Here is a 21,631-nt window from a genome sequence, read left to right as displayed (position 1 = left end):
GACCGGGTAAGGGGTGAGCGGGGTACGGGGCCACGGCCACGCCGTGGCCCCGCCATCGAACCGGGCCCGGGACCGGGGTGCTGTCGATCATCCCGGTCGCGGACGCCCGTCGGAGCCCGGCTATCCGGCTCCGAGCGAGTCGTCCTTCACGGCGCCGACGAAGGCCGCCCATTCGATGTCCGCGAACGCCAGGTGCCCGAACTCCGCATTCTTGGAGTCACGCACCGCTGCGCCGCTTCTGCCGACCACGAGCTCCACGCAGTCGTTGCCTGCACCACTGCGGCTGCTCTTGCGCCATTCAGCGCCTGCCAGGTCAGAAACGGTCACGCCCCACTCCTCTCGTGTATTCCTTCAATAGCGGGTCAGCCTGTCTGCCGCCCGCTGGACCAGGTCGACGGTGTCGTCAGGTCGCAACGCCGCCGCCCGCAAATGGTCGAACATCAACGTGTACCGGCGCACATCGGTCGGCTGTTCCAAATAGACGCCCGAGGTGGTGTTCTCGACGTAGACGACATCGGGATCCGCCTGTTCCGGGAAACCCAGGATCAGGAACGGGCCCTCCATCCCGGGATGCGCCCCCGCGCCGAACGGCACGACCTGCAGGGTCACATTCGGCATGGTCGCCGCCGCGACGAGCCGGGTCAGCTGCGCGTGCATGACCTCGGGTCCGCCGGTGACGCGGTGGAGCACGGCCTCGTCGATCACCGCCCAGTACTCGGGCGGATGCGGGTCGGTGAGCAGCCGCTGGCGTGCCAGCCTGCCCTGCACCCGCAGGTCGACCTCGGCCTCATCGGCATCCGGGCGGATCGCCCGGATGACGGCTTTGGTGTACCCCTCGGTCTGCAGCAGCCCAGGCACCAGCAGCGCCTGGTGGGTGTGCAGTGATGAGGCCTCGGCCTCGAGGCCGACGAAGGAACCGGTGAACACCTCGTTGTAGGAGTGCCACCAGCCCTTCTGGCGCGCTTCGCGGGCCAGCTGCACCAGCGCCTCGCGCCTGTCCTCCTCGATGCCGTAGAGCTCGAGCATGTCGCGCACGTCGCGCGGGGTCACCCCGACGTGCCCGGTCTCGATGCGGCTGATCTTCGAGGCGGAGCATTCCAGTTTCTCGCCGACCTCGTCGATGGTCAGTTCCGCCGCTTCGCGGAATCGCCGCAGTTCGGCGGCGAGCCTGCGGCGACGAACCGTGGGACTGTGCCCTCGCGCCACGTGTTTCACCTCGTTTCCGACCGCGTCCCCGGGACCGGCCGCAGCGTTGGGTGCGCCCTGCGCGCGCCGTGGCAAGTCTCGGTGCTGATCTTCCCCAGCACAAGGCGCCCGTCGCCGGGTTCCGGGCCGGGTCGGTGGGTACTTAACCGGATCGGGGAGCAATGTCACCCGATCGTGTGGTGCAACTTGCAAAATGCGGTTCCCGGGAAGCAGGCTGCACATTAGGCAGCGTGCGGCTGCGAATCGGACGCGAGGGACTCGGAAACCACCGTACCGAGGTGCGGATGGGCACACTAGACGGTCATCGGTCGTTTGGCCGGTCCACTTGAGCGTGAGCACGACGGGAGGGCACGGGTGAGCGGGTCGATCTTCGGGCACATGGAGGCCTCGTTGCAGGGCTACCTGGCCGACATCAGCAGCCGGGCCCGGCTCGACCCCGACGACACCGCCACCCGGTTGGCCCGCGCCGAGCTGCCCAGGGTGGTGGCCGCGCTGCAGGCCCTGCTCAACGACCACCGGCCCGACGCGGGCGGCCGCTGCCCCTCGTGCCGCACCCGGCTGTTCACCAAGGCGCCCGCGCCGTGCCGGGCGTACCTGACGGCGCACCTGTGCCTGCTGGTGACGGAGGACACCTCCTACCGCGAGCACCTGGCGGGCTGAGACCCGGGACGCGGACCGGAACCACCCCTTCCCCCGCGCCCGGCGCGGCGGGACCGGAGCGCTACCCCCCGACGTTCCGGTCCCGCCACCCTTTCCGTCCACAAGGGACGGTCAGTCGACTCCGCGGGCAACGATCCAGTCGACTGCTCAGTCGATGACGCGGAGCAGGCCCTCCTGCACGACGGTGGCCACGAGCGCGCCGTCGCGGGTGAAAAACCGACCGGTCGCCAGGCCGCGGCCACCGGAGGCGCTGGGCGACTCGCAGTCGTAGAGCACCCACTCGTCGGCCCGGAACGGCCGGTGGAACCACATCGCGTGGTCCAGGCTGGCCCCGATGACCTTGTCGGTGCCCCAGTACACGCCGTGCCGGGCGAGCGCGCCGTCGAGCAGCGTCATGTCCGAGGCGTAAGCCAGGACGCAGACGTGCAGCAGCGGGTCGTCTGCGAGCTTCCCGTCGGCCCGCATCCACACCTGGTTGCGCGAGTCGCGCGGCCCGGTCTCCCGGGAGAGCCAGGGGGGTTCGCTGACGTAGCGCACGTCGATCGGGCGCGGCCGGTCGGCCCAGGCGCCGAACTTGGCGCGCAGCTCGGGGGTCATCCGGTCGCCGTGGGTGGGCAGGGTCTCGGGGTCGGGCACCTCGGGCATCCGGTCGGCGTGCTCGATCCCGCGCTCGGCGACCTGGAACGACGCGCTCAGCGCGAAGATCGCCTTCCCGTGCTGGACCGCCACCACCCGCCGGGTCGTGAACGACCGCCCATCACGGATCCGATCAACCTCATACACGATCGGGACACTCGGATCACCACCACGGATGAAGTACGCGTGCAGCGAATGCACACCGCGTTCGGCAGGCACGGTCCGCCCGGCGGCCACCAGTGCCTGGCCGGCCACCTGCCCGCCGAACACCCGGACGGTGGAGTTCTTGGGACTCACCCCGCGGTAGATGTTCTCCTCGATGCGCTCCAGGTCCAGCAGCGCCACGAGCCGGTCGAGCACGGGCTGCCCCCGCGGCACCCCGTCAACCGCCAACGGCGCGTCGACGGGCACCTCGTCATTGGCGGCCAGGCGAGCGGCTTCGGTCATGCGCACGAGGCTAGTGCAGGGGTTCCGGCGTCGCGGGCCACCACGAGCCCGCAGTGGGAGAACATGGTGCACATGACGCGCAACGTGGCACGAGGGGACAACTCCGGCCACATCGTCCAGGTGGGCGCGGTGCACGGCGACGTCAACCTGGGTGACACCGGGGGCCGAGCGCGGCTGCCGTACCGGTTCGGCCTGATTCCGGGCCGCACCAGCGGTTTCCAGACACGGGACGTACCGGAACTCGCAACGGAGTCGGTGGTCCTGTCCGGCATGGGCGGCGTCGGCAAGACGCAGCTGGCCGCAGACCACGCCCGCCACAGCGAAGCAGCCCTCGTGGCATGGATCACGGCTTCGTCGCGAGACCAGGTACAGACCGAGTACGCCCGCCTGGCGGAGTTGCTGACCGGCACCGCCACTCCTCGCCACCTCTTGGAATGGCTCAACACCAACCCGAACTGGCTGATCGTCCTCGACGACCTCCAGTCCCCCGCCGACCTGGCGGGCCTGTGGCCTTCGGAAACCGGCCAGACCGTGGTGACCACCCGCCGCCGCGACGCCGTCCTGCGCGGCGGCAACCGCAAGCTGGTGCACGTGGGCCTGTTCTCGCCGGCGGAGTCAGCGGCCTACCTGGCGGAGATGCTTGCCGAGCAGCCCCACCTGCGGCCCGGCATCGCGGAACTGGCCGACGTCCTTGGCCACCTCCCCCTGGCGTTGGGCCAGGCGGCGGTCTACATCGCCGACCGCGAGATCACCTGCACCGAATACCTGCGGCGGTGGCGTGAACGACACCTCTCGCAGCTGTTCCCGGACGTGCTGCCGGACGAGCGCCACGACACGATCGCCACCACATGGTCGATGTCGGTCGACCACGCCAATGCCCTGGCACCGACCGGCCTGGCAGGCCCGATCCTGCGGGTCGCGGCACTCCTGGACCCGAACGGCATCCCGCTCGCGGTGCTCACCGCCCCAGCCGTGCTGACGCACCTGTCCGCCGCGGCCGAACGACCGATCACGGCCGACGACGCCCGGGACGCGCTGAGCTGCTTGCACCGCACCAACCTGATGACCCTCGACACCTCACCGTCCGCGGCACACGTCGCGGTTCGCGTGCACGCGTTGGTCCAGCTCGCCACCCGGCACGACATCGAGGACGCACAGTGGCCGGGACTGGTCAAGGTCACCGCCGACGCACTGCTGCACGCGTGGCCGCCGGCGAGGAGCGGACCTGCCGCGCTCGCGTCGATCTACACCAACACCGCCGCGCTGCTCGATGTCGGCGCTGCCCACCTGTACGCCCCGCAGTGCCACCCGGTGCTGTTCCGGGCAGGCCACAACCTGGGCCAGGTGGGGCGCCCCGCCGACGCCAGGGCCTACTTCGCCGACCTGGCCGCGACCGCGCGGATGCTCCTCGGCGGCGACCACGTCGACGTGCTGGCCGCCCGGCACGGCGCCGCCAACTGGCAGGCCGAGGCGGGGGACGTGGCCGGGGCGTTGACCGCGATGGCGGAGCTGCTCGCCGACGAGATCAGGGTCCTGGGGCCCGACCACCCCGACACCCTCGGCACGCGCGCCGACCTCGGCAACTGGCGAGCGATCTCAGGGGATCCGGCAGGGGCCGTGGCGGCGCTGGCCGAGTTGCTCGCCGACCAGACGCGGGTGCTCGGCCCGGACGCCGTCGACACGCTCAACACCCGGCACTCCCTCGCGCTCTGGCAGGGCGAGAGCGCGGACACCGCCGCCGCGCTGTCAGCGGCGGTCGACCTGCTGGCCGACTACGTCCGGGTGCTCGGACCCGACCACCCGGACATCCTGAGCGTGCGGAGCAACGTGGCCAGGTGCTTGGGCAACAACGGCGACGCCGAGGGAGCCCGGGCGATGCTGGCCGAACTCCTCACCGACTACCTCCGGGACTTCGGACCCGACCACCCTGAGACCCTCACCACGCGCAACAACCTGGCCGATTGGCAGGGTGAGGCGGGGGACCCCGCCGGGGCCCGCGCCGCGTTCGGCGACCTGCTCGCCGATCGACTCCGAGTACTGGGCCCCGAGCACCCGCACACCCGCGGCACCCAGGAGAACCTGGACCACTGGCAGCGGGTCGTCGACCAGCGGGCCTAGGCGTGGTCCTCTTCGCCCAGGCGGTGGACGCGGATGAGGTTGGTGCTGCCGATGGTCCCCGGCGGGGAGCCCGCCACGATCACCACGAGGTCGCCCGGCTGGTAGCGGCCGATCGAGAGCATCGAGATGTCCACCTGGCGGACCATCCGGTCGGTCGAGTCGACCTCCGGGACCAGGAACGTCTCGGTGCCCCAGGTCAGCGACAGCTGGCTGCGCACGCCCGGTTCCGGGGTGAAGGCCAGCAGCGGCAGGTGGGTGTGCAGGCGGGCCAGGCGCTTGACCGTGTCGCCGGACTGGGTGAAGGCGACGAGGGCCTTGGCGTTGAGGCGCTCGCCGATGTCGCGGGCCGCGTAGGACAGCACGCCGCGCTTGGTGCGGGGGACGTGGGTGAGCGGGGGGACCGTGGGGACCTCGGCCTCCACCGCCTCCACGATGCGGCTCATGGTCTGGACCGACTCGATGGCGTAGCGGCCGACGCTGGTCTCGCCGGAGAGCATCAGGGCGTCGGCGCCGTCGAGGACGGCGTTGGCCACGTCCGAGGCCTCGGCCCGGGTCGGGCGGGAGTTGTTGATCATCGAGTCGAGCATCTGGGTGGCCACGATGACCGGCTTGGCGTTCTCCCGGGCGATCTGGATCGCCCGCTTCTGCACCAGCGGCACCTGCTCCAGCGGCAGCTCCACGCCCAGGTCGCCGCGGGCGACCATCACCCCGTCGAAGGCCAGCACGATGGCCTCGAGGTTGTCCACCGCCTCGGGCTTCTCCAGCTTGGCGATCACCGGCAGCCTGCCCCGGCCGACCCGGTCCATCACCTGGTGCACCAGGTCGATGTCGGCGGGCGAGCGCACGAACGAGAGCGCGATGAAGTCCACGCCCAGGTGCAGGGCGAACTCCAGGTCCTCGATGTCCTTCTCGGAGAGCGCCGGGACCGAGACGTCCATGCCGGGCAGCGAGAGGCCCTTGTTGTTGCTGACCGGGCCGCCCTCGGTGACCTCGCAGACCACGTCCTGGCCGTCGATGTCGACCACGGTTAGACCGACCTTGCCGTCGTCGACCAGCAGCCGGTCGCCCTTCCTGGCGTCCTCGGCCAAGCCCTTGTACGTGGTCGAGACGCGGTCGTGGGTGCCCGCGACGTCCTCGACGGTGATGCGCACGACGTCGCCGGTGCGCCACTCGACCGGGCCGCCCGCGAAGGTGCCCAGGCGGATCTTGGGACCCTGCAGGTCGGCCAGGATGCCGACGGCCCGACCGGCCTCGTCACCCGCGGTGCGCACCAGGTCGTAGACCTGCTTGTGGTCACCGTGGCTGCCGTGGCTGAAGTTCATCCTCGCCACGTCCATGCCCGCCGCGACCAGGTCACGCACCCGCTCCGGGGAGGAGGTCGCCGGGCCCATAGTGCACACGATCTTCGCTCGTCGGCTCACACCTGAGCAGCTTAGCCCCGCCGGCTGTACCGATCACGAAAACCCCGGGAAAAAGCGCGTTTCGATTCAGAGTGTTCTGCCTGCGGCAACGTTGCCGCTACCGGCCGCGATCGGACGTGCCCACGTGGTCACGAGCCCATTCGTTGAACTCGCGCAGCTGCCGCCACGCGGTGCGGACCCGGGTGAAACAGCCGCGTTCGTGCAGCGTGTCGTCGGGTTCCCAGACGCGCACCGCGAAGACCGAGCGGTACTGCAGGAGGTCGATGCGCGGGTGGTCCTTGGCGTAGCCGCGCGGGGCGGTGCGCAGCCGGTCGCCGCGGATCTCCCAGCCCCCGCGCTCCAGCTTGGCCAAGACGCCGCGCAGGACGTCGCCGTGGATCTCCTCGGCGACCGCCGTGCGGAACCGGGCGAGCTGGTCGGACTCCATGTGGAAGCAGCCGCCGCCCACCCGCAGGCCGTCGGGGCCGACCTCGACGTAGTAGGCGCCCGCGCCGCGACCGGACTCGATCACCCCGCCGCAGTGCGTCTTGTACGGGGTCTTGTCCTTGGCGAAGCGCACGTCCCGGTACGGGCGGAACACCTTGGGGTTGCCGAACTCGCCGCCGAACTCCTTCTCCAGCTCGGTGAGCAGCGCCTGCATGGGGGCGTGCACGTCGGCGTCGTAGGTCGCCTTGTTCGCGTCCCAGTACGCCTTGGAGTTGTCCGCGGCCAGGCCGTCGTAGAAGTCGACCGCGTACTCGCCGAAACCGTCGAACCCGGTCACACCCGCTCCCCCGCGGTCAGGTCGTGGCAGCGCAGCAACCGGGCCGCCGCGGTGTCGTCGGGCTGGTAGGCGGTGTCGTCGACGTGGCTGATCGGGCGCACCGGGCTCAGCGCGTTGGTGGCGAAGGCGGCGCGGAACCCGGGCAGCTCCTCGACCAGCACCGGCCGCACCCGCACCTCGGCACCGAGCCGGAGCAGCCCGCTCTGCACCAGGCCCATCGAGATGCCGGGCAGCGCCGGGGCACTGGGCCAGACCACGGTGTCGCCGTCGAGGAAGCACACGTTCCAGGTGGAGCCCTCGCTCACCTGGCCGTCCGGGGTGACGAACAGGACGTCGTCGAACCCGGCCGCGCGGGCGAGCCTGCGCTGGTAGAACAGGCCGAACGTGCCGACGTGCTTCACCTGCGGCAGGTCGCGCTGGTAGCCGGCGGTGCGCACGCGCAGCGGCTCCGGCCGGGCCGCGGGGAGCTCGCCGAGGGTGACCACGACCTCGGGCTCGACATCGGACTCAGGGCTGCGCGGGTCGAACCCGGGCGCGTGCGCGGTGACCCGCGCGGCCACCGGTCGGTCGACCCCGGCCACGGCGGCGCGGATCGCGGCGCGGACCCGGTCCTCGTCGAGGCCGCGGCCGAAGACGACCCGGGCGTCGCGGTCGAGCCGCTCCAGGTGTCTGGCCAGCCCGCGCACCCGGCCGCCGGCCACCCGCATCGAGGTGAAGTGGCCGTAGTTGACCAGGGCCATCGCCCGGAACCGGTCGCTGTCGTTGGGGAGGTCAGGCTGCGCGCTCATCGCCACGGAGTCTCGCATGCCCTCGCGCGCAACGGGTGTCGACCCGGCGGGGCCCGGTGCCGACCAGGCCCCGCCGGAGCGCTCCCCCACCAGGGGAGAGTCGGGCCGAGCCCGCGGCGGTCCGGGCCCGTGCGCTCGATCTTGGCCGCGGCGGGCGGGCGCGCCTACATCCCAACCGGCCATAAAGTCCGGACTTTTGACCAGAGTTAACCGTGGAAGCCTCCGGTGTGGACCGGGTCAGCCGACGGCGAGCGGGAGCGCGTTCGGGCGGACCGGCGCGGGCAGATCCGATGCGCCGGTGAGGAAGGCGTCGACGGCGTGCGCCACCGACCGTCCTTCCGCGACAGCCCAGACGACGAGCGAGGCGCCGCGGTGGGCGTCACCGCAGACGAACACGCCGGGGGCTGACGTTTGCCAGTCATGGCCGCAGGACAGCGTTCCGCGCTTGGTGAGCGGCACGCCGAGGCCGTCGAGCAGCGGCATCCGTTCGACCCCCTCGAACCCGATCGCGAGCAGGACCATGTCCGCGGGCAGCACCTGCACGTCCTCGTCGACCGGCACCACCTCGCGCAGCCCGGTCGCCGGGTCCTTGCGCACCCGCACCGCCCGCAGCTGCACGGAGGTCAGGTTCCCCTCGGCGTCACCGACGAACCGCTCCACGGCGACGGCGAACTTGCGCTCCCCCGCCTCCTCGTGGGCGGGGTAGGTGCGCAGGACCCACGGCCAGACCGGCCAGGGCGAGCGCTCGTCGTCGCGCTCGCGCGGCGGGCGCGGGTACTGGTCGAGCTGGGTCACGCTGGCCGCGCCCTGCCGGGTGGCGGTGCCGTAGCAGTCGGCCCCGGTGTCACCGCCGCCGATGACGACCACGTGCTTGCCGCGCGCGTCGACCGGGCTCGGCCCGTCGCCCTCGCACTGCCGGTTGGCCGGCACCAGGTGGTCCATCGCCAGGTGCACGCCGCGCAGCTCGCGGCCGGGCACGTCGGCGGTGTCGCGCCCGCGCAGCGCGCCGACGGCGAGCACGACGGCGTCGAACTCCGCGCGCAGCCGCTCGACGGACAGCGCGCCGGGCCCGGTGCCGCCCACCTCGCAGCCGGTGACGAACCGGGTCCCCTCGGCGCGCAGCTGGGCCAGCCGCCGGTCGAGGACCTTCTTCTCCAGCTTGAACTCGGGGATCCCGTAGCGCAGCAGGCCGCCGAGGCGGTCGTCGCGCTCGAACACGGTGACCTCGTGGCCCGCCCTGGTCAGCTGCTGGGCGGCGGCCAGCCCGGCGGGCCCGGACCCGACCACCGCGACCGCGCGGCCGGTGGACACCCCGGCGGTGACCGGCTGGACGTGGCCGCGCTCCCAGGACACGTCGGCGATCGCGTTCTCCACCCGCTTGATCGCGACCGCGCCGCCGGACCCCGGTGAGATCGCGAGCACGCAGGCGGCCTCGCACGGCGCCGGGCAGAGCCGACCGGTGAACTCGGGGAAGTTGTTGGTGGCGTGCAGGCGCTCGCTCGCCACCGCCCAGTCGCCGCGGCGGACCAGGTCGTTCCACTCCGGGATCAGGTTGCCCAGCGGGCAGCCCGCCGAGCCGGAGTGGCAGAACGGGACGCCGCAGTCCATGCAGCGGGTCGCCTGCTCGCGCACCCGCGTGTCCCGGTCGGCCGCGGGCAGGTCGCGGTAGACCTCGCGCCAGTCGCCCGCCCGCTCGTCGGCGGGTCGCTTGGGCGCGTCGTCGCGGGCGTGCCGCAGGAAGCCGCTCGGGTCAGCCACGGGAGGCCTCCATGATCGCCTGGTCGACGTCGCGGCCCTCGGCCGTGGCCAGCCGCATGGCGGCCAGCACCCGCTGGTAGTCGCGCGGCATGACCTTGGTGAACCCGGCGGCGCGGCGGGTCCAGTCGCCTAGCAGGGAGGCCGCCACCGCCGAACCGGTCAGCTCGTGGTGGCGCGCGACGGTGTCGCGGAGCAGCCGCAGGTCGTCCGGACCCGGCTCCTGCAGCTCGACCATCGCGGTGTTGACCAGCGCGGGGTCGAGGTCGAGCACGAACGCCACCCCGCCGGACATGCCCGCGGCGAGGTTGCGGCCGGTGGGCCCGAGCACGACCGCGTGGCCGCCGGTCATGTACTCGAAGGCGTGGTCGCCGACGCCCTCGGCGACGATCACCGCGCCCGAGTTGCGCACGCCGAACCGCTCCCCCACCCGCCCGCGCAGGAAGACCTCGCCCGCGGTGGCGCCGTAGGCGATGACGTTGCCCGCGATGACCTGCTCCTCGGCGGCGAACACCGCGTCCGGGTGCGGGCGCACGACGATCCGACCGCCGGAGAGGCCCTTGCCGACGTAGTCGTTGGCGTCGCCCGCCAGGTCGAGGGTGATCCCGCGCGGCAGGAAGGCGCCCAGCGACTGGCCCGCCGAGCCGGTGAGTCCAATGTGGATGGTGCCGGGCGGCAGCCCGTCGCCGCCGAAGCGGCGGGTGACCTCCGAGCCCAGCAGGGTGCCGACGGTGCGGTTGACGTTGCGCACCGGCAGTTCCAGCCGCACCGGGTGCGCGTCCTCCAGCGCGGCCGACGACAGCTGGACCAGCGTGCGGTCTAACGCGTGCGCCAGCCCGTGGTCCTGCCCGCGCACCCGGCGGCGGGCGGTGCCGTACCGGGTCCGCGGGACGGCGAAGACCGGCGTGAGGTCGAGGCCCTGGGCCTTCCAGTGCTCGACGGCGTCGTCGGTGCGCAGCAGCTCGGCGTGGCCGATGGCGTCGTCGAGCGTGCGGAAGCCCAGCGCGGCCAGGTGTTCGCGCACTTCCCCGGCCACGAACCGGAAGTAGTTCACGATGTGCTCGGCCTGACCCGTGTAGCGCTCGCGCAGCACCGGGTTCTGCGTCGCCACGCCGACCGGGCAGGTGTCCAGGTGGCAGACGCGCATCATCACGCAACCCGCCACGATGAGCGGTGCGGTCGCGAAGCCGTACTCCTCGGCGCCCAGCAGCGCGGCCACCACGACGTCGCGGCCGGTCTTGAGCGCGCCGTCGACCTGGACGGTGATCCGGTCGCGCAGGCCGTTGAGCATGAGGGTCTGCTGGGTCTCGGCCAGGCCGATCTCCCAGGGCGTGCCCGCGTGCTTGAGCGAGTTCAGCGGCGAGGCGCCGGTGCCGCCGTCGTGCCCGGAGATCAGCACCACGTCGGCGTGCGCCTTGGACACCCCGGCCGCCACCGTGCCGACCCCGACCTCGGACACCAGCTTGACGTGCACGCGGGCGTTCTCGTTGGCGTTCTTCAGGTCGTGGATCAGCTGCGCGAGGTCCTCGATGGAGTAGATGTCGTGGTGCGGCGGCGGGGAGATCAACCCGACCCCGGGCGTGGAGTGGCGGGTGCGCGCGATCCACGGGTACACCTTGTTCGGCGGCAGCTGGCCGCCCTCGCCGGGCTTGGCGCCCTGGGCCATCTTGATCTGGATGTCGTCGGCGTTGACCAGGTACTCGCTGGTCACCCCGAACCGACCGGACGCCACCTGCTTGATCGCCGACCGGCGGGCCGGGTCGTAGAGCCGCTCCGGGTCCTCACCGCCCTCACCGGTGTTGGACCGGCCGCCGATCCGGTTCATCGCGATCGCCAGCGTCTCGTGCGCCTCGGCGGAGATCGAGCCGTAGGACATCGCGCCGGTGTTGAACCGGGTCAGGATCGCCTCGACCGGCTCGACCTCGTCGATCGGCACCGGCGGGCGCTCACCCTCCTCGAAGGCGAAGAGGCCGCGCAGCGCACCGCCCGCGCGGTTGAGCCGCTCCACCTCGGCGGTGTACTCGCGGTAGACCTCGGCGCGGCCGGTGCGGGTCGCGTGCTGGAGCAGGAACACCGTCTCCGGGGTGAACAGGTGCAGCTCGCCCTCGCGCCGGTAGGCGTACTCGCCGCCGACCTCCAGGCCGCGGTGCGAGCGGTCTGTCGGATTGTCCGGGTGCGCGCGGCGGTGGCGGGCCCGCGCCTCGCGGGCGAGCACGTCGAGACCGACGCCGCCGAGCTTGGAGGTGGTGCCGGTGAAGTACTCGGCCAGCAGGTCCTCGGCCAGGCCGAGCGACTCGAAGACCTGCGCGGCGGTGTAGGCGCCGACGGTCGAGATGCCCATCTTGGACATGATCTTCAGGACGCCCTTGACCAGCGCCTGGACGTAGTTGCGCACCGCCGCGCGCGGCTCGACGCCGGTGACCGCGCCGCGGGCGATCAGGTCCTCGATGGTCTCGAACGCCAGGTACGGGTTCACCGCGGCCGCGCCGTAGCCCAGCAGCAGCGCGATGTGGTGCACCTCGCGGGCGTCGCCGCTCTCCACCACCAGCGCGACCCGCAGCCGCTCCCGGGTGCGGACCAGGTGGTGGTGCACCGCCGAGACCAGCAGCAGCGACGGGATCGGCGCCAGCCGGTGGTCGGAGTCGCGGTCGGAGAGCACCAGCGTGCGCGCGCCCGCCGCGATCGCGGCCGAGGCCTGCTCGCGCACCGCGGCCACCGCGGCGGCCAGCGCCGGGCCGCCACCGTCCACTTCATACAGTCCGGAGAGGACAGTGCAGGCGTAGCCGGGCAGGTCGCCGTCGTCGTTGACGTGGATCAGCTTGGCCAGCTCGTCGTTGTCCACCACCGGGTAGGGCAGCTGGATGTGCCTGCAGGAGGCCGGACCGGGCTCCAGCAGGTTCTGCTCCGGGCCCATGATCCGCTGCACCGAGGTGACGATCTCCTCGCGGATGGCGTCCAGCGGCGGGTTGGTCACCTGGGCGAAGTTCTGCTTGAAGTAGTCGTAGAGCAGCCGCGGCCGCTGGGAGAGCGCGGCGGGCGGGGTGTCGGTGCCCATCGACCCGATCGGCTCGGCCCCGGTGACGGCCATCGGGGTGAGCAGGACCTTGAGCTCCTCCTCGGTGTAGCCGAAGGTGAGCTGGCGGCGGCGCACCGACTCGTGGGTCTGCACCACGTGCTCGCGGTCGGGCAGGTCGGCGATCTTGAGCAGCCCGGCGTGCAGCCACTCCTCGTACGGCAGCGCGCTCGCCAGGGCGGCCTTGACCTCGTGGTCGTCGACGATCCGACCCGCCGCGGTGTCCACCAGGAACATCCGGCCCGGTTGCAGCCTGCCCTTGGCCACCACCTGATCCGGCGGCACGTCGAGCACGCCGGTCTCGCTGGCCAGCACCACGCGGTCGTCGGCCAGCCGCCACCAGCGCGCGGGCCGCAGGCCGTTGCGGTCGAGCACCGCGCCGACCAGGGCGCCGTCGGTGAAGGTGACGCAGGCGGGCCCGTCCCACGGCTCCATCAGGCTCGCGTGGAACTGGTAGAACGCGCGCTGGGCCGGGTCCATCCCGGTGTGGTTCTCCCACGCCTCCGGGATCATCATCAGCACCGCGTGCGGCAGCGACCGCCCGCCCAGGTGCAGCAGCTCGAGCACCTCGTCGAACGAGGCCGAGTCCGAGCCGTCCGGGTCGACGACCGGGGAGAGCCGGGCCAGGTCGCCGGGCAGCAGCGCCGAGCCGAGCAGCGCCTCCCGGGCGCGCATCCGGTTCCGGTTGCCGCGCACGGTGTTGATCTCGCCGTTGTGCGCGACGAACCGGAACGGGTGCGCCAGCGGCCAGGACGGGAACGTGTTGGTGGAGAAGCGCGAGTGCACCAGCGCGATGGCGCTGCGCAGCCGCGGGTCGCGCAGGTCCGGGAAGAACGCGGGCAGCTGCGCGGTGGTCAGCATTCCCTTGTAGACCATCGTGCGCGCCGACAACGACGGGAAGTAGGTGCCGCAGCCCGCCGCGGCGCTCTCGTGCTCCACACGCTTGCGCAGGCAGAAGGCGAGCCGGTCGAGGTCGATGCCGGTGGGACAGTCGCCGTCGGCGTCCGGGTGCCCGGCCACGAACGGCATGGCGAAGTGGGGCATGACCGAGCGCGCGGTCGGACCGATGTCGGCACCGTCCACCTCGACCGGCACCGCGCGCCACCCCAGCACCCGCAGACCCTCCTCGGCCGCGATCCGCTCGACCAGGGCGACGGCGTGCTCGCGCTCGGCGGCCTCGGCGGGCAGGAAGGCCAGGCCGGTGGCGTAGCCGTGCGCACCGTGCGCGTCCGGCTCGGGGAGGGTGAAGCCGACCTCGGCGCGCAGCAGGTCGTCGGGGAGCTGGACCAGGATGCCCGCGCCGTCGCCGCTGGTGGGCTCGGCCCCGGCGGCCCCGCGGTGCTCCAGGTTGGCCAGCGCGGTGAGCGCGTCCAGGACGATGCCGTGCGAGCGCCTGCCCTTGATGTCGGCCACCATCGCCACCCCGCAGGCGTCCCGCTCGGCGGCCGGGTCGTAGAGGCCCTGCGGGCGCGGGAGAGCGGAGAACAACATGGGGAAGGGCCTCCTTCTGCGATCGCGCGCTCAGCCGGTGGGTCGCCGGAGCTGGGCGCGGGACGGCAGCGGCCCGCGTGGTGACCCGAGCTTAACAGTCCGGAAACGAGCGAGACACCGTCGCCGAGCCCGGATACACCCCATGGGGCGCGACGCCGCGGGGATCACGGCGGTCTGCTCCGCCGTGCCCAGAGAGAATCATCCTCTTGTCCGGCAAGCATAACCGAGCAGGCACGTACCCGCCGGTGCCGCACGCCCCGGACGGCACGCCACGGGGCGGAGTTCGCCCGGGACGGTGCCCGGGCGCCTAGTCGTCGGCGCGGTCGGCCGTGTCCTTCTTCGCCTGCTTCTCCGCGGCACCCGCCGGTACGACGGCCGCTTCGTCGTGCTCCCGCACGCGATCGGCCTCGGCCGGGGCGTCGGTGTCGGTGTCGGCGGCGGCATCGGCGGTGGTGTCGGTGTCAGCGGTGGTGTCGGCGGTCTTCTTGGCAGCCGCGTCGCCGTCCTCGACCACGTTGGCATTGTCGGCTTCGGCCTCGTCCGGCTTCTCGGCACCGTCGTCGGACTCGCCATCAGCCTTGTCCGGCTTGTCAGCCTTGTCCGGATCGTCGTCGGTCTGGTCGTCGGACTGGCCGAGGTCGGTCGCCAGGACGGAGAGGTCCTCGCGGGGGCCGCGCTTGGCCGCCAGGACGAAGTACACGACGGCCCCGGCGAAGAGCAGGATCGAGGTCCAGACGTTGATCCGCAGGCCGGCCACCATGGTGGCCGGGTCGGTGCGCATCAGCTCGATCAGGCCGCGGCCGACGGTGTAGCCGGCCACGTAGATGGCGAACGCGCGACCGTGCCCGAGCCGGAACCTGCGGTCGGCCAGCACGACGACCAGGGCGATGAGCAGGTTCCAGATGAGCTCGTAGAGGAACGTCGGGTGCACCGGGCTGCCGTCGACCAGGGTGTGGTCGACGGCGACGCCGCCCAGCGGGTCGTCCTGGCCGAACTCGTTGACCCGGCGGTAGATCTCCAGGCCCCAGGGCAGGTCCGTGGGACCGCCGTAGAGCTCCTGGTTGAAGTAGTTGCCGATGCGGCCGATGGCCTGCGCGGTGACGATGCCGGGCGCGATCGCGTCGGCGAAGACGGGCAGCGGCACACCCTTGCGCCTGCAGCCGATCCACGCCCCCACCGCCCCGAGTGCGATGGCCCCCCAGATACCGAGCCCGCCGTCCCAGATCCGCAGCGCGTTGAGCGGGTTCTTCCCCGGGCCGAAGTACCGGTAGTAGTCGGTGGCGACGTGGTAGAGCCTGCCGCCGACCAGGCCGAACGGCACCGCGAACACCGCGACGTCGATCACCACACCGGGCTGGCCGCCGCGGGCGGTGAACCGCTTCTCCCCCCACCAGATCGCCACGATGATCCCGGCGATGATGCACAGCGCGTAGGCCCGCAGCGGGATGGTGAGGACTCCGAGATCGATCTCCCACACGCCCCGGTCGGGGCTGGGGATGCTCGCCAGGAAGTGGGTGGGGGCGCTCGTCACGGCCCCCACCGTAACGGTGGGGGGTGTCGCGACAGTGAAGAGGTCGGGACCTAGTCCAGTTTGAGATCAATCGGGAATGGTTCGGTGGACCGCAGCCACCCGTCGGAGCTGATCGCGACCGGCGCGTAGTCCGAGCCGACGAGGCGGTACAGGGTCGCCGCCGCGGGCCGGACCGCCGGGTCGACCAAGAGGTAGAACGGGATCCGCGCCTCGGCGAACAACGCCATCTTGTGCGCCTTGTCGAACGACCGCGACGACGGTGACATCACCTCGACCACCACCGCCATGTCCGCGGCGTCGTAGTACAGGGCGTCGTGCCCCGGTGCGTTGGTCACCACCGCGTCGGGGATGACCACGCGCTGGGCGTTCAGCTTGACGTTGACGCCGACCAGCACCTCGAACTCCCCAGGCACGGCCTGGTCGAGATCGATCACCAGCCGGGTGACCAGGCGCTGGTGCCGCCCGCCCGCGCACGGGCTCACGACCAAGGCCCCGTCGACCAGTTCGACCCGCTGCCCGTTGTCCTCGGGCAAGGTGAAGAACTCCGCGGTGGTCACCGTCTGAATGCGCACGGGGACAGCGTCCGGGGGCGCACCGACAGAAGTCGCCGCTCAGCGCGGGTCCTGGCGCGAGATCACCCGATCGGGGACGGGGCCTTCCGGACGCCCGCGGCCAGCTCCGCCGTCAGCTCGCGGACCGACTCCACGCCCGCCTCGGCGCGGGCCACGAACGCCGACCCGACGATCACCGCGTCGGCGAAGGAGACCACCTCGGCGGCCTGCTCGCCCGACCGCACGCCCAGCCCCACGCCGATCGGCAGCGTCGTGTGCGCGCGGGTGCGCTCGACCAGCCCGGGGGCCAGCCCGCCGACCGCGTCGCGGGCGCCGGTGACGCCCATGACCGCCGTGGCGTACACGAACCCCGAGGACGCCGCGGTGGTCAGCGCGATGCGCTCCTCCGAGGACGACGGGGCGACCAGGAAGATCCGGTCCAGGTCGTGCGCCTCGGAGGCGGTCAGCCAGTCGTCCGCCTCGTCCGGGATGAGGTCCGGGGTGATGAGGCCCAGGCCGCCCGCGGCGGCCAGGTCGCGGGCGAAGGCGTCCACGCCGTAGCGGTGCACCGGGTTCCAGTAGGTCATCACCACGGCCTGGCCACCCGCCGAGGACACCGCCTCGACCACGGTGAACAGGTCGCGCAGCCGGAAGCCGGACCTGAGCGCCCGGTCGGCGGCGGCCTGGATGGTCGGGCCGTCCATCACCGGGTCGGAGTACGGCACGCCGACCTCGACCAAGTCGCAGCCCGCCTCGACCATGCCGCGCAGCAGCTCGACCGAGCCGTCCACGGTGGGGAAGCCCGCGGGCAGGTAACCGATCAGCGCGCCGCGGCCCTCCTCGCGGGTGCGCGCGAAGACCGGGTCCAGCCTGCCCATCAGGACTCCTCGTAGAAGCCGAAGTACTTGGCCGCGGTGTCCATGTCCTTGTCGCCGCGACCGGACAGGTTCACCAGGATGTGGCCCTCGGGGCCGAGCTCCTGGCCGAGCTTGAGCGCCCCGGCCAGGGCGTGCGCGGACTCGATGGCCGGGATGATGCCCTCGGTGCGGGAGAGCAGCCGGAAGGCGTGCATGGCCTCGTCGTCGGTGGCCGAGCGGTACTCGGCGCGCGCGGTGTCCTTGAGCCAGGCGTGCTCCGGGCCCACGCCCGGGTAGTCCAGGCCCGCGGAGATGGAGTACGCCTCGGTGGTCTGGCCGTCCTCGTCCTGCAGCAGGTACGACAGGGCGCCGTGCAGCATGCCGGGGCTGCCCTCGCCGAGGGTGGCGCCGTGCTCGCCGGACTCGATGCCCTTGCCCCCGGGCTCGATGCCGACCAGCCGGACGTCGGCGTCGTCGATGAAGCCGTGGAAGATGCCGATCGCGTTCGAGCCGCCGCCCACGCAGGCGGTGACGACGTCGGGCAGCCGCCCGGTCTGCTCGAGGTACTGGGCCCGCGCCTCGGCGCCGATCACCTTGTGGAAGTTGCGCACCATCACCGGGAACGGGTGCCCACCGGCGGCGGTGCCGAGCAGGTAGTGCGTGGTGTCCACATTGGTCACCCAGTCGCGCAGCGCCTCGTTGATGGCGTCCTTGAGCGTGCGCGAGCCGGACTTGACCGGGATGACCTCGGCGCCCAGCAGCTTCATCCGGGCGACGTTGAGCGCCTGGCGCTCGGTGTCGACCTCGCCCATGTAGACCACGCAGTCCAGGCCCATCAGCGCGCACGCGGTGGCGGTGGCCACGCCGTGCTGGCCCGCGCCGGTCTCGGCGATGACCCGCCGCTTGCCCATCCGCTTGGTGAGCAGCGCCTGGCCCAGCACGTTGTTGATCTTGTGCGAGCCGGTGTGGTTGAGGTCCTCGCGCTTGAGGAACACCCGGGCGCCGCCCGCGTGCTCGGCGAACCGGGGCGCCTCGGTGAGCAGCGAGGGCCTGCCCGCGTACTCGCGCAGCAGCCGGGTGAACTCGCCGGTGAACTCCGGGTCCAGCCGGGCCTTGTCGTACTCGGCGGAGAGCTCGTCCAGCGCGCCGATCAGCGCCTCGGGCATGAACCGGCCGCCGTAGGGGCCGAAGTGGCCGCGCGCGTCCGGGTCGTGCGGTCCGGGGGCGTGCGGGTCGTGCGCCTGGGGCGCCTGCCCGCTCACCGGCCGGGCCGCGGGCAGGCCGGGTGCGAACCGGCGGTGACCAGCTTGACCAGCGCGGCCTTGGGGTCGTCGGTGGCCACCAGGCCCTCGCCGACCAGCACCGCGTCGGCACCGGCGCCCGCGTAGGTCATCAGGTCGCTGGGGCCGCGCACGCCGGACTCGGCGATCTTCACCGTCTCCGGCGGCAGCCCGGGGGCCAGCCTGCCGAAGACGTCCCGGTCGACCTCCAGGGTGTGCAGGTTGCGGGCGTTGACACCGATGACCCGCGCGCCCGCCTCCAGCGCCCGGTCGGCCTCCTCGGCGGTGTGCACCTCGACCAGCGCGGTCATGCCGAGCGACTCGACCCGGTCCAGCAGGGACGCCAGCGCGTTCTGCTCCAGCGCGGCCACGATCAGCAGCACCAGGTCGGCGCCGTGCGCGCGGGCCTCGTGCACCTGGTACGGGCTGACGACGAAGTCCTTGCGCAGCAACGGGATGTCGACCTGGGCGCGCACCGCGTCGAAGTCGGCCAGCGAGCCGCCGAAGCGGCGCTGCTCGGTGAGCACGCTGATCACCCGGGCGCCCGCGGCCTCGTAGTCCTTGGCCAGCGCGGCCGGGTCGGCGATCGAGGCCAGATCCCCCTTGGACGGGCTGCGCCGCTTGACCTCGGCGATCACGCCGACGTCGGAACCGCGTAGCGCGGTCATCGCGTCGCGCGGCGGCGCGGCCCTGGTCGCGAGTTCCTTGATGGTGTCGAAGGGAACCGCCGCCTCGCGGACGGCGAGGTCTTCCCGGACACCGTCGATGATCGAGTCCAGTGTGCTCACTTGCCACCCCGGCCTGACGTCACGCTCGTGTAGTCCCTCACAGCATTGCCCCTTCCCGCCGAATTGATGCTAACTCCGGCCCTTCCCCCGCCCCGGCACCGGGTCACGCTTCAGCGGTCCGCCGCCGTGGGGTCCTCTCCCTCGCTCAGCGCCTGCCACAGGTCCGCCTCGGTGCGCGCGGACTCCTTTGCCGCGCCTGGGCTGCGGTAGCGCCCGCCGAGCCGGGGCATCCGGTGACCGCGCACCGCGAGCAGCGCGCCCGCGGCGACCATCAGCACCCCCCCGACGACGGCCAGCGCGCGCCCGGCGAACGCGTCGGTGTCGGCGTGCGCGAGGAACCCGGTCCAGACCGGGACCAGCCCGGCCGCGACCACGACGGCGCCGAGCACCCGCCGCCATGACCCACTCACCGCCAGCGAGCCTGCCACCGCGGCCAGCGCCAGCACGGCCAACGGGACCAGCGCGGGGGCGAGTTCGGCCCCCGGGATGTCGGCGTTGGTCGTGACGTCGGTACCCGGTCTGCTCCGAACGGCCGAGCCCCACGGCAACCGCGCGGCGCCCCAGAGCGCCGCGGCGGCCAGCGGCAGCAGGACGACGACCGTCCACAGTGGACGGCGGGACTCAGGCACGGGTACCGGTGGCCGGGCGCAGCGTCTCGGCGGTGGCGACCGCGGCGAGCACCGCGCCCGCCTTGTTGACGCACTCGGTGTCCTCGGCGGCCGGGTCGGAGTCGGCCACCACGCCCGCGCCCGCCTGCACGTAGGCCACCCCGTCGCGCACCAGGGCGGTGCGGATCGCGATGGCGGTGTCGGCGTCGCCCGCGAAGTCCAGGTAGCCGACGATGCCGCCGTAGAGCCCGCGCCGAGTCGGTTCGAGCTCCTCGATGAGCTCCATCGCGCGCGGTTTGGGCGCGCCGGACAGGGTGCCCGCCGGGAAGCAGGCCGCGACCGCGTCGAAGGCCGTCTTGCCCTCGGCCAGCTCGCCGGTGACGGTGGAGACGATGTGCATGACGTGGCTGTAGCGCTCGACCCGGAAGAAGTCGACCACCTGCACGGTGCCCGGCTTGCACACCCGGCCCAGGTCGTTGCGGCCCAGGTCGACCAGCATGACGTGCTCGGCGCGCTCTTTCTCGTCGGCGAGCAGGTCCTTCTCCAGGACCTGGTCCTCCTCCGGGTCCACCCCGCGCCAGCGGGTGCCCGCGATCGGGTGCGTGGTCGCCCGGCCGTCGCGCACGGTGACCAGGGCCTCCGGGCTGGAGCCGACGATGCTGAACCCGTCCAGCCGCAGCAGGTACATGTAGGGGCTGGGGTTGGTCGTGCGCAGCACCCGGTAGATGTCGAGCGGGTCGGCGTCGGTGCGCATCTCGAACCGCTGCGAGACCACGACCTGGAACGCCTCCCCGGCCCGGATGGCCTCCTTGGCCGCGAGCACGGCGCCCTGGTAGTCGGCGGGCGTGCGCCTGCGGGTGTACTCGGGGCGCGGGCGCTCGTAGGTGGCGGCGGTGGGCGCGGCCGGCGTCTGCAGGCCCAGGACCATGGCGTCGAGCCGGGCGACGGCGTCGTCGTAGGCGGCGTCCACCCGCTCGGGCGAGTCGTCCCAGTTCACCGCGTTGGCGATCAGGGTGATGGTGCCCTCGTGGTGGTCGAGCGCGGCCAGGTCGGTGGCCAGCAGCATCACCAGCTCGGGCAGCTGGAGGTCGTCCTCGGCCAGCTCGGGGAGCCGTTCGAGCCTGCGCACGGCGTCGTAGCCGATGAAGCCCACCATGCCGCCGGTGAGCGGCGGCAGGCCGGGCAGCGGGTCGCTGTGCAGCAGCCGGACGGTCTCGCGCAGCGCGTCGAGCGGGTCGCCGCCCGCGGGCAGGCCGGTGGGCGGGGTGCCGGTCCAGTGCGCCTCGCCGCCGGTGGCGGTGAGCGCGGCCGGGCTGCGCACGCCGACGAACGACCAGCGCGACCAGGAGCGCCCGTTCTCGGCGGACTCCAGCAGGAAGGTGCCCGGCCGGTCCCCCGCGAGCTTGCGGTAGACCCCGACCGGGGTCTCGGCGTCGGCGAGCACCCGGCGCACCACCGGGATGACGCGCCGGTCCGCGGCGAGCGCGTGGAACTGCTCACGGGTGGGGCTCACCTCACCCATGCCACTCGTCGACGCGGGCCGAGTCGGGATGCCGATCGCACTGACCATGGCGCCATTCTGCCGTGCGGCCGACGCGGGGTTGGCCGTCGGGTTAATTCAACAGGTGTTGGATATTCACCCGGCGTAGTCCATGATG

At 72.6% G+C, this 21,631-nt stretch carries 17 protein-coding genes; 2 read left to right on the top strand and 15 right to left on the bottom strand.

Annotated features, from left to right (window positions below; all coding sequences use genetic code 11):
- Window positions 1-120 precede the first annotated feature (120 nt).
- Together QSK30_RS15070 and QSK30_RS15065 are read right to left on the bottom strand one after the other, a co-directional pair.
- A complete protein-coding gene (locus QSK30_RS15070; RefSeq protein ID WP_285503316.1) occupies window positions 121-327 on the bottom strand; it encodes a DUF397 domain-containing protein in 207 nt (68 codons plus the stop codon).
- A gap of 24 nt (window positions 328-351) precedes the next feature.
- A complete protein-coding gene (locus tag QSK30_RS15065; RefSeq protein ID WP_285503314.1) occupies window positions 352-1,206 on the bottom strand; it encodes a helix-turn-helix domain-containing protein in 855 nt (284 codons plus the stop codon).
- Window positions 1,207-1,560: 354 nt separating this feature from the next.
- Between QSK30_RS15065 and QSK30_RS15060 the strand changes: the two genes are divergently transcribed.
- Window positions 1,561-1,866, top strand: a complete 306-nt coding sequence (locus QSK30_RS15060; RefSeq protein WP_285503313.1) for a hypothetical protein — start codon at window positions 1,561-1,563, stop codon at window positions 1,864-1,866.
- A gap of 147 nt (window positions 1,867-2,013) precedes the next feature.
- On the opposite strand, the gene tesB is transcribed toward QSK30_RS15060, so the two are convergent.
- Window positions 2,014-2,949, bottom strand: a complete 936-nt coding sequence (gene tesB / locus QSK30_RS15055; protein ID WP_285503312.1) for an acyl-CoA thioesterase II — start codon at window positions 2,947-2,949, stop codon at window positions 2,014-2,016.
- 72 nt (window positions 2,950-3,021) lie between these two features.
- Between tesB and QSK30_RS15050 the strand changes: the two genes are divergently transcribed.
- Window positions 3,022-5,067 carry a tetratricopeptide repeat protein gene (locus QSK30_RS15050; RefSeq protein ID WP_285503310.1) on the top strand — a complete coding sequence of 682 codons (2,046 nt, stop codon included), beginning with the start codon at window positions 3,022-3,024 and terminating at the stop codon, window positions 5,065-5,067.
- Here the strand turns inward: QSK30_RS15050 and pyk are convergent.
- The 12 genes from pyk to QSK30_RS14990 all read right to left on the bottom strand — a co-directional run bounded on the left by pyk (window position 5,064) and on the right by QSK30_RS14990 (window position 21,543).
- The gene (pyk, locus tag QSK30_RS15045; RefSeq protein ID WP_285503308.1) at window positions 5,064-6,488 is read right to left on the bottom strand and encodes a pyruvate kinase; all 1,425 of its coding nucleotides are present in this window, start codon (window positions 6,486-6,488) and stop codon (window positions 5,064-5,066) included. The two genes, QSK30_RS15050 and pyk, sit on opposite strands and share 4 nt — an antisense overlap.
- 97 nt (window positions 6,489-6,585) lie before the next feature.
- Window positions 6,586-7,251 carry a DUF2461 domain-containing protein gene (locus QSK30_RS15040; RefSeq protein ID WP_285503306.1) on the bottom strand — a complete coding sequence of 222 codons (666 nt, stop codon included), beginning with the start codon at window positions 7,249-7,251 and terminating at the stop codon, window positions 6,586-6,588.
- Window positions 7,248-8,039, bottom strand: a complete 792-nt coding sequence (locus QSK30_RS15035) for an aminotransferase class IV (RefSeq protein WP_285503305.1) — start codon at window positions 8,037-8,039, stop codon at window positions 7,248-7,250. The genes QSK30_RS15040 and QSK30_RS15035 overlap by 4 nt, the downstream gene beginning before the upstream one ends.
- A 237-nt stretch (window positions 8,040-8,276) precedes the next feature.
- Window positions 8,277-9,797: a glutamate synthase subunit beta gene (locus QSK30_RS15030; RefSeq protein WP_285503303.1), complete on the bottom strand. Its 1,521-nt coding sequence runs from the start codon at window positions 9,795-9,797 to the stop codon at window positions 8,277-8,279.
- The gene (gltB, locus tag QSK30_RS15025; RefSeq protein WP_285503301.1) at window positions 9,790-14,358 is read right to left on the bottom strand and encodes a glutamate synthase large subunit; all 4,569 of its coding nucleotides are present in this window, start codon (window positions 14,356-14,358) and stop codon (window positions 9,790-9,792) included. The genes QSK30_RS15030 and gltB overlap by 8 nt, the downstream gene beginning before the upstream one ends.
- A gap of 307 nt (window positions 14,359-14,665) precedes the next feature.
- Window positions 14,666-15,889, bottom strand: coding sequence for a prolipoprotein diacylglyceryl transferase (gene lgt / locus QSK30_RS15020; RefSeq protein WP_352231576.1), 1,224 nt, complete (start codon window positions 15,887-15,889; stop codon window positions 14,666-14,668).
- 50 nt (window positions 15,890-15,939) lie between these two features.
- Window positions 15,940-16,461: a Uma2 family endonuclease gene (locus tag QSK30_RS15015; protein WP_285503298.1), complete on the bottom strand. Its 522-nt coding sequence runs from the start codon at window positions 16,459-16,461 to the stop codon at window positions 15,940-15,942.
- A 62-nt stretch (window positions 16,462-16,523) separates the two neighbouring features.
- A complete protein-coding gene (gene trpA / locus QSK30_RS15010; protein ID WP_285503297.1) occupies window positions 16,524-17,318 on the bottom strand; it encodes a tryptophan synthase subunit alpha in 795 nt (264 codons plus the stop codon).
- The gene (gene trpB, locus QSK30_RS15005; RefSeq protein WP_502871840.1) at window positions 17,318-18,577 is read right to left on the bottom strand and encodes a tryptophan synthase subunit beta; all 1,260 of its coding nucleotides are present in this window, start codon (window positions 18,575-18,577) and stop codon (window positions 17,318-17,320) included. The genes trpA and trpB overlap by 1 nt, the downstream gene beginning before the upstream one ends.
- Window positions 18,556-19,365, bottom strand: coding sequence for an indole-3-glycerol phosphate synthase TrpC (gene trpC, locus QSK30_RS15000; RefSeq protein WP_285503294.1), 810 nt, complete (start codon window positions 19,363-19,365; stop codon window positions 18,556-18,558). Before trpC ends, trpB begins: the two co-directional genes overlap by 22 nt.
- A 110-nt stretch (window positions 19,366-19,475) precedes the next feature.
- On the bottom strand, window positions 19,476-19,994 hold the full coding sequence (locus QSK30_RS14995) for a Trp biosynthesis-associated membrane protein (protein ID WP_285503292.1): 519 nt from the start codon (window positions 19,992-19,994) through the stop codon (window positions 19,476-19,478).
- Entirely contained in the window at window positions 19,987-21,543 is a 1,557-nt protein-coding gene (locus QSK30_RS14990) for an anthranilate synthase component I (RefSeq protein WP_285503291.1), read from the bottom strand. The genes QSK30_RS14995 and QSK30_RS14990 overlap by 8 nt, the downstream gene beginning before the upstream one ends.
- Between the last annotated feature and the right edge of the window lie 88 nt (window positions 21,544-21,631).

Source organism: Actinokineospora sp. NBRC 105648 (assembly GCF_030269645.1).
Taxonomy (GTDB): domain Bacteria; phylum Actinomycetota; class Actinomycetes; order Mycobacteriales; family Pseudonocardiaceae; genus Actinokineospora.
This window is presented reverse-complemented; position numbering and strand designations above follow the sequence as displayed.

Coding starts and splice junctions, on each gene's coding strand:
- QSK30_RS14990 (WP_285503291.1), bottom strand. CDS start 21,543: ATGGTCAGTGCGATCGGCATCCCGACTCGGCCCGCGTCGACGAGTGGC.
- gltB (WP_285503301.1), bottom strand. CDS start 14,358: ATGTTGTTCTCCGCTCTCCCGCGCCCGCAGGGCCTCTACGACCCGGCC.
- QSK30_RS15050 (WP_285503310.1), top strand. CDS start 3,022: ATGACGCGCAACGTGGCACGAGGGGACAACTCCGGCCACATCGTCCAG.
- QSK30_RS15035 (WP_285503305.1), bottom strand. CDS start 8,039: ATGAGCGCGCAGCCTGACCTCCCCAACGACAGCGACCGGTTCCGGGCG.
- tesB (WP_285503312.1), bottom strand. CDS start 2,949: ATGACCGAAGCCGCTCGCCTGGCCGCCAATGACGAGGTGCCCGTCGAC.
- trpA (WP_285503297.1), bottom strand. CDS start 17,318: ATGGGCAGGCTGGACCCGGTCTTCGCGCGCACCCGCGAGGAGGGCCGC.